The 16978-nt window shown below is 67.8% G+C and carries 14 protein-coding genes; 4 read left to right on the top strand and 10 right to left on the bottom strand.

The features are described from left to right. Positions 1-125: 125 nt before the first annotated feature. The gene (locus ACIHAO_RS25590) at positions 126-2342 is read right to left on the bottom strand and encodes a glycosyl hydrolase family 18 protein (protein WP_396561868.1); all 2217 of its coding nucleotides are present in this window, start codon (positions 2340-2342) and stop codon (positions 126-128) included. A gap of 221 nt (positions 2343-2563) precedes the next feature. On the opposite strand from ACIHAO_RS25590, the gene ACIHAO_RS25585 reads away from it, so the two are divergent. Further along, a complete protein-coding gene (locus ACIHAO_RS25585) occupies positions 2564-3166 on the top strand; it encodes an RNA polymerase sigma factor (protein ID WP_396561816.1) in 603 nt (200 codons plus the stop codon). Beyond that, on the top strand, positions 3159-4064 hold the full coding sequence (locus tag ACIHAO_RS25580; RefSeq protein ID WP_396561814.1) for a CU044_5270 family protein: 906 nt from the start codon (positions 3159-3161) through the stop codon (positions 4062-4064). The genes ACIHAO_RS25585 and ACIHAO_RS25580 overlap by 8 nt, the downstream gene beginning before the upstream one ends. A gap of 4 nt (positions 4065-4068) precedes the next feature. On the opposite strand, the gene ACIHAO_RS25575 is transcribed toward ACIHAO_RS25580, so the two are convergent. Together ACIHAO_RS25575 and ACIHAO_RS25570 are read right to left on the bottom strand one after the other, a co-directional pair. Continuing rightward, entirely contained in the window at positions 4069-4848 is a 780-nt protein-coding gene (locus ACIHAO_RS25575) for an enoyl-CoA hydratase/isomerase family protein (RefSeq protein WP_396561812.1), read from the bottom strand. 35 nt (positions 4849-4883) lie between these two features. Then, entirely contained in the window at positions 4884-5774 is an 891-nt protein-coding gene (locus ACIHAO_RS25570; protein ID WP_396561810.1) for a PaaX family transcriptional regulator C-terminal domain-containing protein, read from the bottom strand. 147 nt (positions 5775-5921) lie between these two features. Between ACIHAO_RS25570 and ACIHAO_RS25565 the strand changes: the two genes are divergently transcribed. After that, positions 5922-7559: an ABC-F family ATP-binding cassette domain-containing protein gene (locus ACIHAO_RS25565; RefSeq protein ID WP_396561808.1), complete on the top strand. Its 1638-nt coding sequence runs from the start codon at positions 5922-5924 to the stop codon at positions 7557-7559. A gap of 52 nt (positions 7560-7611) precedes the next feature. Here ACIHAO_RS25565 and ACIHAO_RS25560 read toward each other — a convergent pair whose 3' ends face one another. The 7 genes from ACIHAO_RS25560 to ACIHAO_RS25530 form a co-directional block, all read right to left on the bottom strand. Further along, complete coding sequence (locus ACIHAO_RS25560) at positions 7612-8442, bottom strand: carbohydrate ABC transporter permease (RefSeq protein ID WP_125784247.1); 831 nt, start codon at positions 8440-8442, stop codon at positions 7612-7614. Next, positions 8439-9326 carry a carbohydrate ABC transporter permease gene (locus ACIHAO_RS25555; protein WP_396561806.1) on the bottom strand — a complete coding sequence of 296 codons (888 nt, stop codon included), beginning with the start codon at positions 9324-9326 and terminating at the stop codon, positions 8439-8441. Before ACIHAO_RS25555 ends, ACIHAO_RS25560 begins: the two co-directional genes overlap by 4 nt. A gap of 7 nt (positions 9327-9333) precedes the next feature. Beyond that, positions 9334-10602 (bottom strand): extracellular solute-binding protein, encoded by a 1269-nt coding sequence (locus ACIHAO_RS25550; protein WP_396561804.1) that lies wholly within the window; start codon positions 10600-10602, stop codon positions 9334-9336. 125 nt (positions 10603-10727) lie between these two features. After that, positions 10728-12833, bottom strand: a complete 2106-nt coding sequence (locus ACIHAO_RS25545; RefSeq protein ID WP_396561802.1) for an alpha-galactosidase — start codon at positions 12831-12833, stop codon at positions 10728-10730. 186 nt (positions 12834-13019) lie between these two features. Next, on the bottom strand, positions 13020-13457 hold the full coding sequence (locus ACIHAO_RS25540) for a PPOX class F420-dependent oxidoreductase (protein WP_396561800.1): 438 nt from the start codon (positions 13455-13457) through the stop codon (positions 13020-13022). 4 nt (positions 13458-13461) lie between these two features. Continuing rightward, positions 13462-14424, bottom strand: a complete 963-nt coding sequence (locus tag ACIHAO_RS25535) for an RNA polymerase subunit sigma-70 (RefSeq protein WP_396561798.1) — start codon at positions 14422-14424, stop codon at positions 13462-13464. A gap of 100 nt (positions 14425-14524) precedes the next feature. After that, a complete protein-coding gene (locus ACIHAO_RS25530; RefSeq protein WP_125784236.1) occupies positions 14525-15472 on the bottom strand; it encodes a methionyl-tRNA formyltransferase in 948 nt (315 codons plus the stop codon). A gap of 137 nt (positions 15473-15609) precedes the next feature. Between ACIHAO_RS25530 and ACIHAO_RS25525 the strand changes: the two genes are divergently transcribed. Beyond that, positions 15610-16953, top strand: a complete 1344-nt coding sequence (locus ACIHAO_RS25525) for a lysine N(6)-hydroxylase/L-ornithine N(5)-oxygenase family protein (protein WP_396561795.1) — start codon at positions 15610-15612, stop codon at positions 16951-16953. Positions 16954-16978 lie beyond the last annotated feature (25 nt).

Raw genomic sequence — 16978 nt, 5'->3', positions numbered from 1 at the left:
ATGGTCTGAACCAGGCGCGTCAAGACCTTTGTTCGCCTCGAAAAGAAAGAGCCCGGTGCTGTTCAGCGGGCTGAACGAACGGTCCCGGGGGTGCCGGTGACGAACACCGGCACCCCCGGGAACCGTCACTTCAGCGAATTGTCCACTGTGGTCATGAGGGATCCGGTGTCACCCGACATCTCCCAGGCCATGACTCCCAGCAGTCCTCTGGTCTTGAGCCAGGCGACCTTCTGCTGGATGGACCAGGCGTCATCGAAGGTCCACCATTGCCCGCCGTTGCCGGTGTAGCACGACGTGGCCACTGCCGCGGTGTCGTGCTGGACGGCGCAATTGGGGACACTGGCCAAGAGATTCGCGTAGCCACGAGTACCTGCTTCCTCGGCGAACTGGCCCGGCGCGGCTCCTGTCGCGCTCTGCCACTCGCCCTTCTTGCCGCCGTCCGCGACCCCTTGCCAGCCTCTCCCGTAGAACGCGAGCCCGAGGGTCAGTTTCCGTGGATTGGCTCCGGCCTCGGTGTAGGCGTTGATCGCTGATTCGACACTGAACTTGAAGTTGTACGGATCGTCCGCGTCGGCGTAGAGGTTGCCCTGATGGCCGGTGCGGTTCGGCTCCCACGAGTTGTCGCTGCCCGAGCCGTGGAAGTCGTAACCCTGCACGTTCGCGACGTCGAGGTAGTCGAAGATCTTCGGGATCTCCCAGCCGCCCTTGACCTTCGCCGGGTCGGCGGGGGTGAACGCCTGCAGTTCGTACCGCTTGCCGGTGGTCGCGCCATAGGCGTCCATCTGCGTGCGGAACTCGGCCAGCAGGGCCGTCAGGTTCGTCTTGTCGTTGGCGCTCCAGTGGTTCCCGGGGTGCCCGTCGGGGCTGCCCGGCCATTCCCAGTCGATGTCGATGCCGTCGAAGATGCCCGCGGCCGTTCCTGGGCCGCCCGCACCGCCGTACGCCTTGATGTTGCCCTTCAGGTACGTGTCGATGCACGACGCGACGAACTTCTGCCGCGACGCGGCGGTGGCCGCGACGTCGGAGAAGTACTTCGAGTAGGTCCAGCCGCCCAGCGAGATGAGGATCTTCATGTTGGGGTACTTGACTTTGAGCTTCTTCAGCTGGTTGAAGTTGCCGCGCAGCGTTTCCCAGCCGGTGTCGCCGACACCGTCGACGGACTGGGCGGCGGACATCGGCCGCGAGTAGTCGGCTTCCGCGTCGCCCGCGCCGTCACCCTGGTTCGGGTCCTGCGGATTGGACGTCGTTCCCTTGGTGACACCCGAAAGGCAGGTGTGGTTGACCGGGTCGATGTTCCCGAAGGCGTACAGCAGATGGGTCAGCTTGGCGGCCGATCCATTGGTCACCATGTTCTTCACGAAGAACTGGCGGCCGTAGATGCCCCACTGGACGAAGTAGCCGACCCGGGCGTACCCGTTCACGATGTCGCCGGTGCGAGCGCTGACGGCCGCGCTCGCCGCGGAGACGTTGTCGTACCCGTCGCGGGCTTTGACCGTGAAAGAGTACGAAGTGGACGGTGAAAGCCCGCTGACCGTCGCGGTCGTCCCGGTCACCGTCGTGGCGAGGGTCGTACCGCGGTAGACGTCGTAGGAAACGACGCCGGTGTTGTCCGTCGACGCGTTCCACGCCAGCGCGACGGAGCCCGACGTGACCGCGGTCGAGCGGAGGTTCGACGGCGCGGTCGGCGCCTGGGTGTCGTCGCCCGGGTTGTTGGTGGTCACCGCGAGCGCCGGGGTGGGCGGCGACTTGGCGTCCTTCCTGTCCTTGGCGACGACGGTGAAGCTGTAGGCCGTGTTCGGCGTCAGCCCGGTGATCCTCGCTTCGGTGCCGGTGACCGAGGTCGCCAGCGTGGTGCCCTGGTAGACGTCGTAGCCGGCGACGGGCAGCGAGCCCGGTGCCGACGCGGTCCAGGCCAGCGCGGCGGTCGTGGTCGTCTTCGCCACGAGTCGCAGGTTGGCCGGGGTCGACGGCGGCGTGTCGCCCGAACCGTCGCAGTTCGCGTCGTCGATCCGGCACGTGGTCGGGTTGACGGCCGAACTGAGCCGGAAGGACGGGCTGTAGGGGTAGGTCGAACGGCCCGGCGCGAGCGATTTGATGTAGTACGCCGGGGTGAGGGTGACCTGGTTGCCCGTTTGGGAAACCGTGCCGTTGGAGCCGCTGGTGGCGGTCACGCCGGCGGGGACGGTGAAGGTGATGGTCCAGTCGGCGACGGTTTCGCTGCTGGGATTGGTGACGGTGTACTCACCGTTGGTTCCGGTCAAGGTGAAGGCGGCGCGGAGGCGGCCCGCCGCCAGTGCCGGACTGCCCGCGGCTACCAAGAGCCCGGCGGCGAGGAGTGTCACGGTGAATGCGCTGAGTAGTCGTTTTCCGGTGCGTCTCATGGCGGTTCTCTCCAAAAGAGGCGGCGAGACTGACCTGCTCTGAAAAATGGCGCGTGTGGTCTAGACCACACTTGAATGTAGCGCGGGAAGCATAAAAGGTCTAGACCGATTCGGCTCTCGTGAACCCGTTCGGCCCCGGCCGCGGATAGCAGATGACACTGACGAACGGCGAAGGGCGGTTCATGAGCTCATCTGGGGCGGATCCGGACGATCTCGAAGACGCGGAGTTGATCGCGAGATCGGTGACCAGGCCGGACTGGTTCTCCGCGATCTTCGACCGGCATGCCGCGCACATCCACCGTTACCTGGTCAGGCGCATCGGGCCGGCCGCCGCCGAGGACGCGCTGGGGGAGGCGTTCCTGGTGGCCTTCCGCAAACGCGAGGGCTACGACACCGAGCGCCGCGACGCCCGGCCATGGCTCTACGGGATCGCCACCAACCTCGTGGCGCAGCGGCGTCGTGAGGAGGCCAAGGAGCTGAAGCTGCGGGAAGCCCTCGGCCCGCCTTCTCACGAAGAAGGGCACGCCGAGCGCGTCGCGGAGCAGGTGACCGCCGAGGCGATGGGGAAGCTGCTGGACGCCGCGCTGGCGGAATTGAACGACGGAGACCGGGACGCGCTCACGTTGTTCGCCGGAGAAGGCCTGAGCTACGAGGAAGTGGCCTCGGCGCTGGGCATTCCGCTCGGCACCGTCCGCTCGCGGCTCAACCGCGCCCGCCGCAAGGTCCGCGAGGCGCTGGGGCGCCCGGAGACCACGACTTCGAAGGAGATCTCCACTCATGGATGAGCTGCAGTTGATCGCCGAGCGGACCGGCACGGTGCCGCTCGCGGAATCCGGCGCACTCGGCCTGGCCCGGGCGCGCTTGATGGCCGAGATCGCCGCCGCCGAAACGAAAACCGTGGCACCACTGAGGAAACGACGGCGCTGGGTCTGGACCGGGGCGGCCGCGGTCGGGCTGGCCGCGGCCATCACCGCCGTCGTCGCGCTGGCGCCCGTCGAGCAGGTCGGTCTCGAACCGCCCGCGGCCGCCGCGGATCCCGTGACGGTGCTCCGCAACGCCGCCGCGGCCGCGCTGAAGTCTCCCGCCACGCCGCCGAGGCCCGACCAATTCCTCTACACCAAGACCAAGGCTCCCGATGGCGAACGGGAATCGTGGTTCTCGGCCGACGGCACCCGGGACGGCGTGATCAAGATGGCGGACGGATCGCTCCTGCGGCTCCCGGGCTGCCGGGACGGGAAAGCGCAGGTGTACAAGGGCGGGGAGCCGGTGGAGGGGCGCACCGAGCCATGCGTGCCGACCGTCCACGATCGCCGCGACCTCCCCACCGACCCCGATGCGATGTTCGCGTACCTCAACGCCCACCACTCCGGTGAGGACGGCGACTACAACGCGATGGGCAAGGACATCCAGGAGCTGGCGAGCGGGTACTACCTCTCGCCTGGGACCCGCGCCGCCCTGTTCGAAGCCGCGGCGAAGGTGCCCAGGCTTCGGGTCCTGAAGACCGCCCACGACGCCGCCGGAAGGCCCGGAGTCGGGATCACGTGGCCGTTGAAGCCCAGTGACGGTCCGGATGCGGAGCCGATGGTGATCGTCTTCGCCGCGGACACGTTCCTGTACCTGGGCACGAATTCGACCGCGGTGACCGCGTCCGGCGTGGTGGACGCGGTCGGTCAGCGGCCTTAGCGAATCAGCGGCCGGTGAAGGTCGCCTTGCCCGGGCCGTCGGCGAGGAACGACTTCACCGCGCCGCGCAGGTCCTCGGTGTCGAAGAGCCCGGCGGCGATCGTCGTGATGTGCTCGTTCGCCTCGGCGACGCCGCCGTGCTCGTAGTGCTCGAGGACCTTCTTGGTGGCCGCGTGCGCCTTTGTCGGCCCCTGCGCGAGGTCGGTCGTGAAGGCGCGCACGGCCTCGTCGAAGCCGTCGATCGGGAACACCCGGTTCACCACGTTCCAGCGTTCGAGTGTCGCGGCGTCGTAGGTCGCACCGGTCATCACGAACTCCTTGGCGCGGCCGACGCCGGCGCGGGCGGCGAGCCGCTGTGTGCCGCCCATGGTCGGCGTCAGGCCGACGACGCGTTCGACCAGGCCGAACTTGGCCTTTTCACTGGCGAGAATGATGTCGCAGGCGACAGCCACCTCGAAGGCCCAGGTCAGGCACAGGCCGTGGGCGGCGAACACGGTGGGGAAGGGGAGGGCGGCGATCCGGTCGGGGATCGCCAGCATCTCGTCGAAGAGCACCTTCGCTTCGGCCGCGCTCGCCTGGGCGTCGAACAGGGAGACGTCGACGCCGCCGCTGACGATCTTCCCCTCGGCCCGGATCAGCGCCGCGCGCGGCGGCGTGGCCTCCAGTTCGCCGATCGCCTCGCCCAGTTCCTGCTGGAGTTCCGCGGTGTAAAGATTCAGCGGCGGCGAAGCGATGGTCAGGACGGCGATGTCGCCCTCGCGGTCGAGGCGGATCGAGGTGGCCAAGACGAAGTCCCTCCGCTAGATCGTTTTCCGTGACCCTAGCCGGAGGAGTCCGCGAGTTCGTCCCATTGCGCCTGTGCTTCTGGTCGCCATTCGACGTGCTTGCGGTGGAAGAGGTCCGCCGCGCGCACGCCACTCCAACCGTCGGGAAGGAGTTTCAGCGGAAGACGCGGATCGAGGAACGGGAAGCTGCGCCATTCGTGGACGAGTTCGGTCTGCGCGCGCAGGACGCCACGCTCACCCGAAGGCCGCAAACCGGTGAAGCGGTCGATGAAGTCTTCGTAGCGGTCCTTCAGTTCGCTCAGATCCCAGGACCGCGCGACCATCGTTTCCTGGTCACCGACGTCGCCATAGGCGGCGGTGAACGACATCGCCTGTGCGTCGAGGCCGAGTTCCTGCACGATCTGCTGGGCTTCCCGCTGGCGGCTGAGATCCGGGCTGACCCAGACGCCCGCCACCGGTGAGCCGAATCCGGCCCAGGTCAGGCGCGTGCGCAGCCGGTGCCGGAGGTCCCTCTTCGCTTCTGGGACCGACACGATCAACATCAGCCAGCGGCCGTCCCATGCCTTCTCCTCGTTGCCGAAGGCGTAGATCCGTTCGGCACCTTCGGTCAGGAGTCGCCTGCCTGGTGGAGTGAGCGACCAGCGCACTCTTCGTCCGACGCGTTCGGAGACGACCCAGCCCTCGGCGGAAGAACGGGCGAGCGCCTGCCGTGCGGACTTTTCCTCGATGTCGAGCACGTGCAGCGCCTCGACCAGCGTCGATGTCCAGATGGGCCGGTCGCGGGGCAGGACGTATTCGCCGAGGATCGTCATCAACAGGGACCGCGCGCTGGCGTGACTGACTTCCCGCCGCCTGCTCAACGTCGGCCTACGGGTACCGCCTTTCTGCTGGTGGACGACGGGGACCTGGGTGGCGGAATCCGCCATTTGCTGTCACCGACCTCAATACTCAGGGGGTTCGTTCGGGTCCAGAAGAACAACCAGGTTACCCACGTTCCGTGATCGCTTGGATACTTGCCACTCTTCCGAGGGACCACGAGCTGTTCAATCGGTCCCCGTAGACTTACCGATCTCATGAGCGCCACACTCGTTGCCAAGGATCTCGCCGCCGGCCACGGCGACCGTCTGCTGTTCTCCGGTCTCGACCTGGTCGTCGCCCCGGGCGAAGTGATCGGTCTCGTCGGCGTCAACGGCGCGGGCAAGTCGACCCTGCTGAAGACCCTCGGCGGCCTCGTACCGCCGGAAGAGGGCAGCGTCCGGCTGAACCCGCCGACGGCCACCGTCGGTCACCTCCCGCAGGAGCCGGAACGCCGTGAGGGTGAGTCCGTCCGTGCGTTCCTCTCGCGCCGTACCGGCGTCACCGCCGCCCAAGCCGAACTCGACGCCGCCACCGAAGCGCTCACCGCGGGGGAACCCGGCGCGGACGACGCCTACGGTCTGGCCCTCGACCGCTGGCTCGCGCTCGGCGGCGCCGACCTGGACGAGCGGGCGGGCGAGGTCGTCGCGGATCTCGGGCTCACCGTGAACCTCGACCAGCCGATGATGTCGCTGTCCGGCGGGCAGGCGGCCCGGGCGGGGATGGCCTCGCTGCTGCTGAGCCGGTACGACATCTTCCTGCTCGACGAGCCGACCAACGACCTCGACCTCGACGGCCTGGACCGGCTCGAGCGGTTCGTGACCGGGCTGCGCGCCGGGACCGTGCTGGTCAGCCACGACCGGGAGTTCCTCGCCCGCACCGTGGACCGCGTCGTCGAACTCGACTACGCGCAGCAGCAGGTGCGGACCTACGGCGGCGGTTACGAGTCCTATCTGGAGGAACGCGCCGTCGCGCGGCGGCACGCCCGTGAGGAGTACGAGGAGTTCGCGAACACCAAGGCCTCGCTCGAAGCGCGGGGCTCGATGCAGCGTTCGTGGATGGAGAAGGGCGTAAAGAACGCCCGCCGCAAGGCCACCGACAACGACAAGGTGGGCCGCAAGTTCCGGAGCGAGGCGACGGAGAAGCAGGCGTCGAAGGCCCGGCAGACCGACCGCATGATCGAGCGGCTCGACGTCGTCGAGGAGCCGCGCAAGGAATGGGAACTGCGGATGGAGATCGCCGCGGCGCCCCGGGCGGGCGCGGTCGTGGCGACCTTGCGCGGCGCGGTGGTGCGGCGGGGTGAATTCACCCTCGGTCCGGTGGACCTGCAGATCGACTGGGCGGACAAGGTCGCGATCACCGGGGCCAACGGCGCCGGGAAGTCGACGCTGCTCGCCGCCCTGCTCGGGCGGGTCCCGGTGGACGAAGGCGCCGCGTCGCTCGGCTCCGGTGTCGTGGTCGGCGAGGTCGACCAGGCACGGAAGCTGTTCCTCGGCGACCTTCCGCTCGTCGAGGCGTTCGCCCGTGAGGTCCCGGAACTCGCCGACGCCGACGTCCGGACACTGCTGGCGAAGTTCGGGCTCAAGGCCGCCCACGTCCTGCGGTCGGCGGCCACGCTGTCGCCGGGGGAGCGGACCCGGTCGGCGCTGGCGCTGCTGCAGGCGCGCGGGGTGAACCTGCTGGTGCTCGACGAGCCGACGAACCACCTCGACCTGCCCGCGATCGAGCAGTTGGAGTCGGCGCTGTCGGAGTATCCGGGGACGCTGCTGCTGGTGACACACGACCGGCGGATGCTCGACGCGGTGGCGACGACGCGGCGGCTGGAAGTCGCCGACGGGAAGGTCACGGAACTCTGAGCATTAGTCCTCTGAATGCTCAGCGCATTCAGAGGACTGAACGCGGCAGGGGTCAGCCCTTGGTGGCGCCGCCGGTGAGCCCCTTCACGAACTGCTTCTGCAGGGCCAGGTAGAAGATCAGCACCGGCAGCGTGGCCAGGAACATCAGCGCGAACACGCTGCCGAGATCCGTCTGGTACTGGCCGATCGAGCGGTAGATCCCGGTGGTGATCGTGGTGCCCTGGCTGGGCCCGAGGATGATCAACGGATCGATGAAGTCGTTCCAGATCCACACCCCGAGGAAGATCAGCACACTCGCCGTCGCCGGGCGCAGCAGCGGGAACACGATCCGCCAGAACACCTGTGCGCGGCTCGCCCCGTCGAGCCGGGCGGCCTCCTCGAGTTCCACCGGCACCCCGCGGATGAACCCGGTGAACACGAAAACGCCGAACGGCACGTAGTAGCCGACGTTGAACAGCACCAAGCCCTGCAGCGTCGCCATCAACCCGGTCAGCCGCAGCACCTCGGTGACCGGGATCAGGATCACCTGGGGAGGGATCATCAAACCCGCCAACAGGATCAGCGTGAGCACCTTGGTCCACCGCCGGTCCGAGCGCGCGAGGTAGTGCCCGAGCATCGCCGAAAGCACGGTCAGCACCAGGATCGACAGCAGGGTGACGAGCATGCTGTTCGCCAGGCTCACCCAGAACAGGCCGTCGGGCCGGGTGAGCACGGCGTGGATGTTGGCCGGCGTCGGTGGCAGCGGGACCGACGCCGGCTCCTCGGCGATCCGGTCGCCGGGTTTGAACACGTTGACGAGCACGTAGTACAGCGGCACGAAGAAGATCGCGCTCACCAGGATCGCCGAGGCGGGCCGTAGCCACGAACCGTCCTTTGTGGTCACAGGTCGACCTCCCGCCGCCGCAGGAACCGCAGCACGATCGTGGTCAGCGTCGCCACGATCACCAGCATCACCACGGCCATCGCGGACGCGTAGCCGACGTGGTTCGCGTCGAGGCCGGTGGCGAGGACGTCGAACGCGATGGTGGCGGTGGTCCCCGAACCCGGCCCGCCGTTGGTGACCACCTTGACGTGGTCGTAGGTCTTGAACGCCGAGATCAGCAGGACGACGGTGTTGATGGTCAAGGACGGCGCGAGCAGCGGCCAGGTCACCGCGCGGAACCGCCGGACCGGTCCGGCGCCGTCGATCTCCGCCGCCTCCAGCAGTTCGGCGGGCACGCCTTGCAGGCCTGCGAGGTACACGACCACGCAGAACCCCAGCATCTGCCAGCACACGATCGAAGCCAGCGAGTACAGCGCGAGGTCCGGATCTGAAAGCCAGCCAGGCGGATGTGCGACGCCGAGGGCGCGGAGCGCGTCGTTGACCGGTCCCCGGTCGTCGAGCAGCTTCGTCCAGATGATGCTGACCACGACCGAGCTGAGGATCACGGGCGTGAAGAACACGCTCCGCAAAGCGTTGTACAGCCAGCCTTTCCGGTCGAGCAGCAGGGCGACGCCGAGCCCGAGCACGTTCGGCACGAGCACGACGATCACGGTCAGGATCGTGGTGACCCGGAGCGCGGTCAGGAACTGCTCGTCCTCGAACAGCAGCCGGTAGTTCTCGAGACCCACGAATTCCGCGGGCGGATCGAACGGGTTGTGGTTCGTCAGGCTGTAGCCGAAGCTGATGAGGATCGGCGCCATGACGAAGCAGAGATAGATGACGACACCGGGTGCGCCGAACGAGGCGAAATGCCACACCCGTGGCAGGATCGGTTTCCTCCCCATCGTGGTGTCAGCGCGCCTTCGCCCACTCGGTGTCCAGGAACGCGCACGCGTCGGACACCGTCTTGCGGCCGATGATGACGTCCTGCGCGGCCTGGTAGACCTTGTCCTTCATCCCCGGCAGGAGCCCGTCGTCGGCGGTTTCCCAGCTGAAGGCGTTGACGACGGCGTTCTTCGCGACGGCTTCCTGGTAGAGCTCGTAGCCCGCCTTGAAGACCGGGCCGACGTCGGAGGGCGGCGTGTAGCCCTTGATCGCGGGGAACAGTCCGTCGGCCTTGACCGAGGCATCGATCTGTTGCTTGTCGAGTTGGAACGCGAGCGCGAACTTCCTTGCCGCGTCGAGGTTCGGCGACTTCGCGTTGACGACGATGCCGCCACCGGTATAGGCGGGCACGACGAGTTTCCCGTCCTCGGAAGGGAAGTTGAAGACACCGATCTCGAAGGAAGGCTTCTTGGCATCGGCACTGGCGGCGAACCAGTTGCCCATCGGGTACATCGCGCCTTCGCCGTCGAGGAAGGCCGCCTCGGTCGCCGAATAGTCCCGCGAGACCTGTGTCTTGTCGATGTACCCCTTGGCCACCAGATCGGCGAACTTGCCGAACGCCTGCTGGAAGGCCGGGTCGCTGAACTTGACCTTGCCTGCCCGCCGCTGGGAAAGCCAGTCCGGTGTCTTGCCGTAGACCTCGACGCTGACCAGGCCGTCCAGCAGCATCGCGGACGGGAAGCCTTCCTTGCCGCCGCCGATGGTGAACGGCTTGATGCCCTTCGCCTTCAGCTTCTCCGACGCGGCAAGCAGTTCCGACCAGGTCTTCGGCGGCGACGTGATCCCGGCGTCGGTGAAGAGCTTCTTGTTGTAGTAGATCGGCGGGATGGTCTGGGTGTTGGCGGGAAGCTGGTGGTGCCCGCCCTTGATCGGGTTGGCGCCGGGGAACTGGAAGTCCTTGAGTTCCTCGGGTGTCCACGCGTAGAGGTTGCCCGATTCGGCGAAACCGGCCGAGTCGACGGCGATCGCCACGTCGGGGAACTGGCCGGACTGCAGCAGTTGCTTGGCGTAGCCGGTGCGGTCGGTCGACGGGGCGACCAGTTTCTTCACGCTGAGGCCGGGATTGCGGTCCGTGACGCGTTTGATGGCGGAGTCCCAATAGGACGGTGGAAGGTTCGGCGTCTCGAAGGTCAGGAACGAGATCTCGCTGCCAGAACCGCCCGTGCCGCCCACGGTGCAGCCGGTGAGGCTCGCGGCGAGGAGCAGCGCCGCTCCCAACGCGAAGGACCTTCTCATGCCCCAGCCACCCTTCTCGCGGCTCACATACGACGGGCATTCGATCGGATGTCTAGGGGGATGTCAAGCGGCCATCGCCGCCTTTCGGTGCCCAAAATGCGCGATACATCTGATCTCTCGGGCGCTCACAGCTTGGTCAGCCGGATCACCACACTGGCGAAGTCGCCGTCCGGCAGACCAGGGAACAGGCCGTGTGCCAGGAGCGGGGCACCGTGCCACACCTTCCCGGTGTCCTCGTCGCGGTAGCGGGCGGCGGGGTCGAGGCCGTCGAGCCGGACCGGTCGTTCGGGAGTGTGGAAATGTGCCGCTTGCCGGAACACGAACACGACCGCACGCTCACCGCCGGCCGCCACGTACTGCAGAGCGGAGACGCCGTCACCGGTCGGCGGCGCGAGACGGTAGAGCTCGCCGTGCTGGACGACCGGCCGGATCTCCTTGTACAGCGCGATCTGTCCGCGCGCGTACTCGAGTTCCTCCTCGGGCCATGCGACGATGTCGCCGCCGATGCCGAGCACACCGGCCATCGCGACGTGGAACCGGAAGCGCGGCGGCGTGGATCGGTGGGTGACGAAGTTGGGGTCGTCGGTGACCCACGCCGACATCGCGCGCGCCGGATACACCTGGCCGTAGCCGTGCTGGATGACGAGCCTGTCGAGCGCGTCGGTGTTGTCGGAGGTCCAGACCTGATCCGCCCTGGCCATGATCCCGAGATCGATCCGGCCGCCACCGCCGCTGCACGCTTCGATCCGCAGCCCGGGGTGGCGGGCGCGCAGGCGATCCATGATCGCGTAGACCGCGTGAGTGTGCTCCACCCACAGTCGATCCGGATCAGCGTCGGCGGGCCAGCCCGCTTCGCTGAACGGGCGATTCATGTCCCATTTCAGGAAGTCGATCCCGTGCTCGCCGACGAGCGAGTCGAGCATGCCGAACGCCCACTCGGCGACGTCCGGGCGGGCGAAATTGAGCACCAGCTGGTTCCGCAGCTCCGAGCGTGTCCTTTGTGGATGGTGCAGGACCCAGTCCGGATGCGCGCGGTACAGGTCGCTGTCCGGATTGACCATTTCGGGTTCGACCCAGAGCCCGAACTTCATCCCGAGTCGGTGCACTTCGCCGACCAGCGGTTCAAGGCCGTTCGGGAACTTGTCGCGGTTGACGTGCCAGTCGCCGAGACCGGCGTGATCGCCGTTCCGGGCACCGAACCAGCCGTCGTCCATCACGAAAAGTTCCACCCCGAGGGCCGCCGCCTTCTCGGCCAGCTTCCGCTGTCCGTCTTCGGTGACGTCGAAACCCGTGGCTTCCCAGGAGTTGTAGAGCACCGGCCGGAGTTCGCCGGGATACGGGAGGATATGGCCGAGCGTGTACGCGTGCCAGGCTCGGCTCGCGGCGCCGAATCCGCCCTCGGTGTACAACCCGGCGAAGACCGGCGTGGTGAGCGTGTCGCCGGGTGCGAGCCGGGGGACGACGCCGTCCTGGCCGGAGCCGCCGGTCACGGTGACGCGGCCGGCGGACGAGCGGGTGGTGGTGATCCGCCACGAACCGCTCCACGCGAGCGCCGCGCTGTAGACCTCGCCGTGCCTCTCGGTCGCTTCGCCGTCGTCGAGCATCACCCACGGGTTGGCATGGTGGCTGGTGATGCCGCGCCTGCTGCCGAACGTCGTTTCGCCGTGGGGCACCGGCTCCCGGAGCAACCGGCTCTCCGCGGCCCAACCGCCGACGACATGGCTGATCCGGTAATCCGGCCGGATCGGCACGGCCCACGTCGCCGAGTCGGCGCGGATGATCTCGATCGGGCCCTCGGTGCCGTCGTGGGTGAGTTCGGTCCAGCGTTCGACGACGTCGGTGCCGTCCGGGACGCGATAGCCGAGCGTGATGCGCAACGGATAGTGACGATCGCGGAAATGGACCAGCAGGCGTCCGCCGTCGATGTCGTGGGAGACGTACCGCCATTCGAGGGCGCGGGTCCCGTCGGCGAACCGGACCTGGAGGGCGGGGGTCCAGTACCGGGTGCCGCCGTCGGCGGCGAGTTCGTCCAGGCCCTCGTTGGGATCGTTGAAGGAGTCCCAGCGCGTCAGGGTCCGGGGGAGGAGGTCGGCGACCTGGTCCGGGGTGAGCGCGGGGCCCCAGTAGACGTGGGCGGGGGTGTCGTCCTCGGCCAGTCTGAGCGCGTAGCTCGTGGCCGCCGTGCGGATGAGCCAGGAACGGGTGCTGGCGTCGAAAACGATCTCGGTCACCGGGTCATCCTGACGCCGAACGGGGGCGGCGGCCAGTGGCTCCCGCTCGGCGGTACATCGGGCGGTGGGCGTCGTGACTGCTTTGAAGTACTTGAGGAAGTGGTGCTCCTGGTGCCAAACCGGCGGGTTCGCGTGACTGGATGGACGGCGCGTGTGATCCGACGGACGACACGCGTGACTGAACCGTCAGCCGCCGACCTTCGCGATCGCCACGATGTTCTCGGGCCGCACGCGCACGATCACCTTCCCCGGTGACGTCGCGTAGGCCAGCCAGCCCTCGATCGCCTCCTGCCCGGCCTCCCCGAGATACCGCTGAGCGATCAGGGCCGAACCCTGCCGGACCTCCTCAGGATCCGGAACGATCTCCGCGACGCCCTCCACGCTCACGAACGAGTAGGGCGGGGCGGGGTCCTCGACGACCACCGAAACACGCGGATTCTCCTTGAGCGCCTTGCCTTTGACAGTGTCGGCGCCCAGGTTGACCAGGATGTCGTCCCCGTCGAGAGCGAACCAGACCGGGACCGCGTGCGGCCTGCCGTCCGGGCGGACCGTCGCGAAGACGGCGTTACGGGTGCCTTCGGTGAGAAAGGCGCGGCGCTGCTCGTCGGTCATCTTCTCCGGCATCGCTTCATCCCTCCAGGATGGCGTCCAGGCCGAAGGCCGGGAACAGGTGACTGTCGAACGTGGTGAACTCCGCCGCCTTGCCCTCGACGACGCGGACAAGATCGAGTTTGAACGCGCGGAAGACGGTGTCGCCGGGACGCCGGAGGTACGAGGCGAACGCGGGCATGCGGTTGGCGTCGACCGCGACGGAGCGCCATTCGCCCATCTCCTCGGCGATCCCGCCGAGCCGGGCGAGGTGTTCGAGCCCGATGTAGCACTGCGGTTCCGGCGGCATGGTCACGCGGACGTCGTCGCGGACCAGGCTGCCCAGCGTGCCGAAGTCGCCGCTGTCGTGGGCCTCGATGAGCCGCCGGACCAGCGCCCGTTCCTCGTCGGACGGCGCGGCGGCGGACCATTCCCCGCGTTGCTGCGGGAGGCGTTCGCGCAGGGTGGCGCGGCCGCGTTGCAGGGCGCTGTTCGCGGCCGGGACGGAGAGGCCGAGCAGGGTCGCGGTTTCGGCGGCTCGCCAGCCGAGCACGTCGCGCAGAATCAGCACCGCGCGCTGCTGCGGCGGCAGCAGCTGTAAGGCCGCGAGGAAGGCGAGTTCGATGGTCTCCCTGGCGACGGCGAGCGCGTCCGGTTCGGCCTCGGGCGGCGCGATCTCGTCCAGCAGCCGGTCCGGATACGGCTGGATCCACGGGACTTCGGCGAACGATCGCAGCGACGGCAGCCGTCGCTCACTCTTGCGGATCGCGTCGAGGCAGGCGTTGGTGGCGATCCGGTACAGCCACGCGCGGAAGTTGCCGCCGTCGAACGTATCCAGCCCGCGCCACGCGTTGAGCAGCGTTTCCTGGACGACGTCCTCCGCCTCGTCGAACGAGCCGAGCATCCGGTAGCAGTGGACGTGCAGTTCCCGCCGGTGCCGTCCGGTGAGCGCGGCGAAGGCGGTTTCGTCGCCCGCCTTCGCCGCGGCGATCGTGTCGGTCATGGCGCCTCCCATCGAGTGTTCTTACCCGATGTAACGGCGCCCTCCGCGGGAACTCATCGGTCCCGCGATGACTTTTTTCGCGGGACGGTCAAACGGCAGGTCAGGGCCGGGTGGTGAGGTATCCGCCCATGGTGCGGAAGTAGTCGTTCGCGGCCAGTTCGGTGCCGTCCTCGGTCCGGACCCGCTCGATGACGAGACCGTGCGAACGGCCGCGGCGCGCTTCCGGTCCGGCGACGATGACGACACCTTCACCCTCACGGATGAAGATCCGCCCGGGGGTTCCGCCGTAGTGACCCACCGACACCGAGGAGCGGACGACGCGCAGTTGCTTGCCACGGTGGTAGGTGAAGGCGTTGGGGTACGGGTCGGACTGCGCGCGCACGAGCCGCTCGATCTCGTCGGCGGGCCAGGACCAGTCGATGAGACTGTCTTCGAGGGCGCGCTTGTGGAAGAAGCTGGCCTTCGACCTGTCCTGTTTGACCGGTGTGTAGTCCCCGCTCGCGATGAGTTCGATCGCCTCGGTGGTGATCGGGGCGATGAGGTCGACCGTCCGGTGGAAGAGGTCCGTCGTCGTGTCCTTCGGGCCGACCTGGACCGACCGCTGCAGCACGATGTCGCCCGCGTCGAGGTCGGCGTCCATCATGTGGGCGGTCAGGCCCACTTCCTTCTCGCCGTTGATGAGCGCCCAGATCAGCGGCGAGAAGCCGGCGTACGCGGGCAGCAGCGAGTCGTGGACGTTCAGCGTGCCGTGGCGTGGCATCTCGAAGATCTCGGGCGGCAGCCAGGTGCGCCAGTTGTTGGCGACGATCAGGTCGAGATCGGCTTCCTTCAGCTCCGCCAGCAGCTCGGCGTCGTCGGGACGCTGGCGCAGCAGCGCGCGGATCCCGTTGGCCTCGGCGAGGTCCGCGACCGAGTCGGACCAGATCTTCTCGTAGGCGTGGTCACTCTTCGGGTGGGTGACGACGAGGGCGACATCGTGCCCCGCGTCGATCAACGCCCGCAGGGTGCGGTGTCCCCAGGTCTGGTATCCGAACATGGCGACCCGCATGGGACCGGCCTCCTCCTGGTCGAGGGATGAACATCACCACTGAAAGTACTAGTTGAGCCTCACCTAACTTAGGTTAGGGTTCCCTGGTCTTTGTTGCGAAGTACCGAGATGCGGCTGAGCCGCGCTAGGGGTTCAAGATGGCACGAGCAGTGGTCGGTGAACGAGTTCCGGTCTACGACGTGGTCGGGGTCGGGTTCGGGCCTTCCAACCTGGCGCTCGCCATCGCCGTCACCGAGCACAACGGCGCGTCCGGAACGGAGACGGTCACCGCCCACTTCCTCGAGCGGCAGCCCCGGTTCGGCTGGCATCGCGGGATGTTGATCGACAACGCCACGATGCAGGTCTCCTTCCTCAAGGACCTGGCGACGATGCGGAACCCGACGAGTTCGTTCAGCTTCCTGTCGTATCTGCACAGCAAGGACCGGCTGGTCGATTTCATCAACCACAAGAACCTGTTCCCGTTGCGGATCGAGTTCCACGACTACTTCGAATGGGCGGCGGAAAAGGTCGACGACCTGGTTTCCTACGGCACCGAAGTGCTTTCTGTGACGCCGGTCTTCGACGGTGACGAGATCGTGTTCTTCGACGTCCACGCCCGCACCGACGGCGAACTGGTGAACCTGCGCGCCCGCAATCTGGTGATGAGCACCGGACTGCGGCCGAACCTCCCCGAAGGTGTGACACCGGGCACACGGATCTGGCACAACAGCGAACTGCTGCACCGGATCGAGGGCATGGCCGCCGAAGAGCCGCGCCGGTTCGTCGTCGTCGGCGCCGGCCAGAGCGCGGCCGAGGTCAGCGCGCTGCTGCACGACCGCTTCCCCCGGGCCGAGGTGTGCGCGGTGTTCGCGCGGTACGGCTACAGCCCGGCCGACGACAGCGCGTTCGCCAACCGCATCTTCGACCCCGAGGCGGTCGGGCGGTTCTACGAGGCGCCGGAAGCGGTCAAGGAGCGCCTGATGCGCTACCACGGCGCGACCAACTATTCGGCGGTCGACATCGAACTCATCGACGAGCTTTACCGCCGCGTCTATCGCGAGAAGGTGCAGGGGATCGAGCGGCTGAAGCTGATCAACGTCTCCCGTCCCACCGAGGTCACCGACACCGGCTCCGAAGTGCGGGTGACCATCGAGGCGCTGGAGACCGGGGAGCGGACCAGCATCGACGCCGATTTCGTCGTGTACGCCACCGGGTACAGCCCGGCGGACCCGACGCCGTTGCTCGGTGAGCTCGCCTCCGCCTGCACGCGTGACGACGAGGGCAGGCTCCGCGTCGAACGCGACTACCGGATCGTCACCGAACCGCCGCTGGACGGCGGGATCTACCTGCAGGGCGGCACGGAGCACACGCACGGCATCACGTCGTCGCTGCTGTCCAACACCGCGGTCCGGGTCGGGGAGATTCTCCAGTCCATTGTGGACAGGCGAGCCGCCGGCGTGTCCCGGCCCGAGTACGCGGTCAGCGGGACCGGGCCCGTCTGACCCGCTGTACGACGTTTCACGCTCT

Source organism: Amycolatopsis sp. NPDC052450, assembly GCF_044547565.1.
Lineage (GTDB): Bacteria > Actinomycetota > Actinomycetes > Mycobacteriales > Pseudonocardiaceae > Amycolatopsis.
This window is presented reverse-complemented; position numbering and strand designations above follow the sequence as displayed.

What these genes read in the sequence shown, in the direction of transcription:
- ACIHAO_RS25585 (WP_396561816.1), top strand. Translation starts at nt 2,564, where the DNA reads ATGAGCTCATCTGGGGCGGATCCGGACGATCTCGAAGACGCGGAGTTG.
- ACIHAO_RS25580 (WP_396561814.1), top strand. Translation starts at nt 3,159, where the DNA reads ATGGATGAGCTGCAGTTGATCGCCGAGCGGACCGGCACGGTGCCGCTC.
- ACIHAO_RS25570 (WP_396561810.1), bottom strand. Translation starts at nt 5,774, where the DNA reads ATGGCGGATTCCGCCACCCAGGTCCCCGTCGTCCACCAGCAGAAAGGC.
- ACIHAO_RS25565 (WP_396561808.1), top strand. Translation starts at nt 5,922, where the DNA reads ATGAGCGCCACACTCGTTGCCAAGGATCTCGCCGCCGGCCACGGCGAC.
- ACIHAO_RS25555 (WP_396561806.1), bottom strand. Translation starts at nt 9,326, where the DNA reads ATGGGGAGGAAACCGATCCTGCCACGGGTGTGGCATTTCGCCTCGTTC.
- ACIHAO_RS25550 (WP_396561804.1), bottom strand. Translation starts at nt 10,602, where the DNA reads ATGAGAAGGTCCTTCGCGTTGGGAGCGGCGCTGCTCCTCGCCGCGAGC.
- ACIHAO_RS25540 (WP_396561800.1), bottom strand. Translation starts at nt 13,457, where the DNA reads ATGCCGGAGAAGATGACCGACGAGCAGCGCCGCGCCTTTCTCACCGAA.
- ACIHAO_RS25535 (WP_396561798.1), bottom strand. Translation starts at nt 14,424, where the DNA reads ATGACCGACACGATCGCCGCGGCGAAGGCGGGCGACGAAACCGCCTTC.
- ACIHAO_RS25530 (WP_125784236.1), bottom strand. Translation starts at nt 15,472, where the DNA reads ATGCGGGTCGCCATGTTCGGATACCAGACCTGGGGACACCGCACCCTG.
- ACIHAO_RS25525 (WP_396561795.1), top strand. Translation starts at nt 15,610, where the DNA reads ATGGCACGAGCAGTGGTCGGTGAACGAGTTCCGGTCTACGACGTGGTC.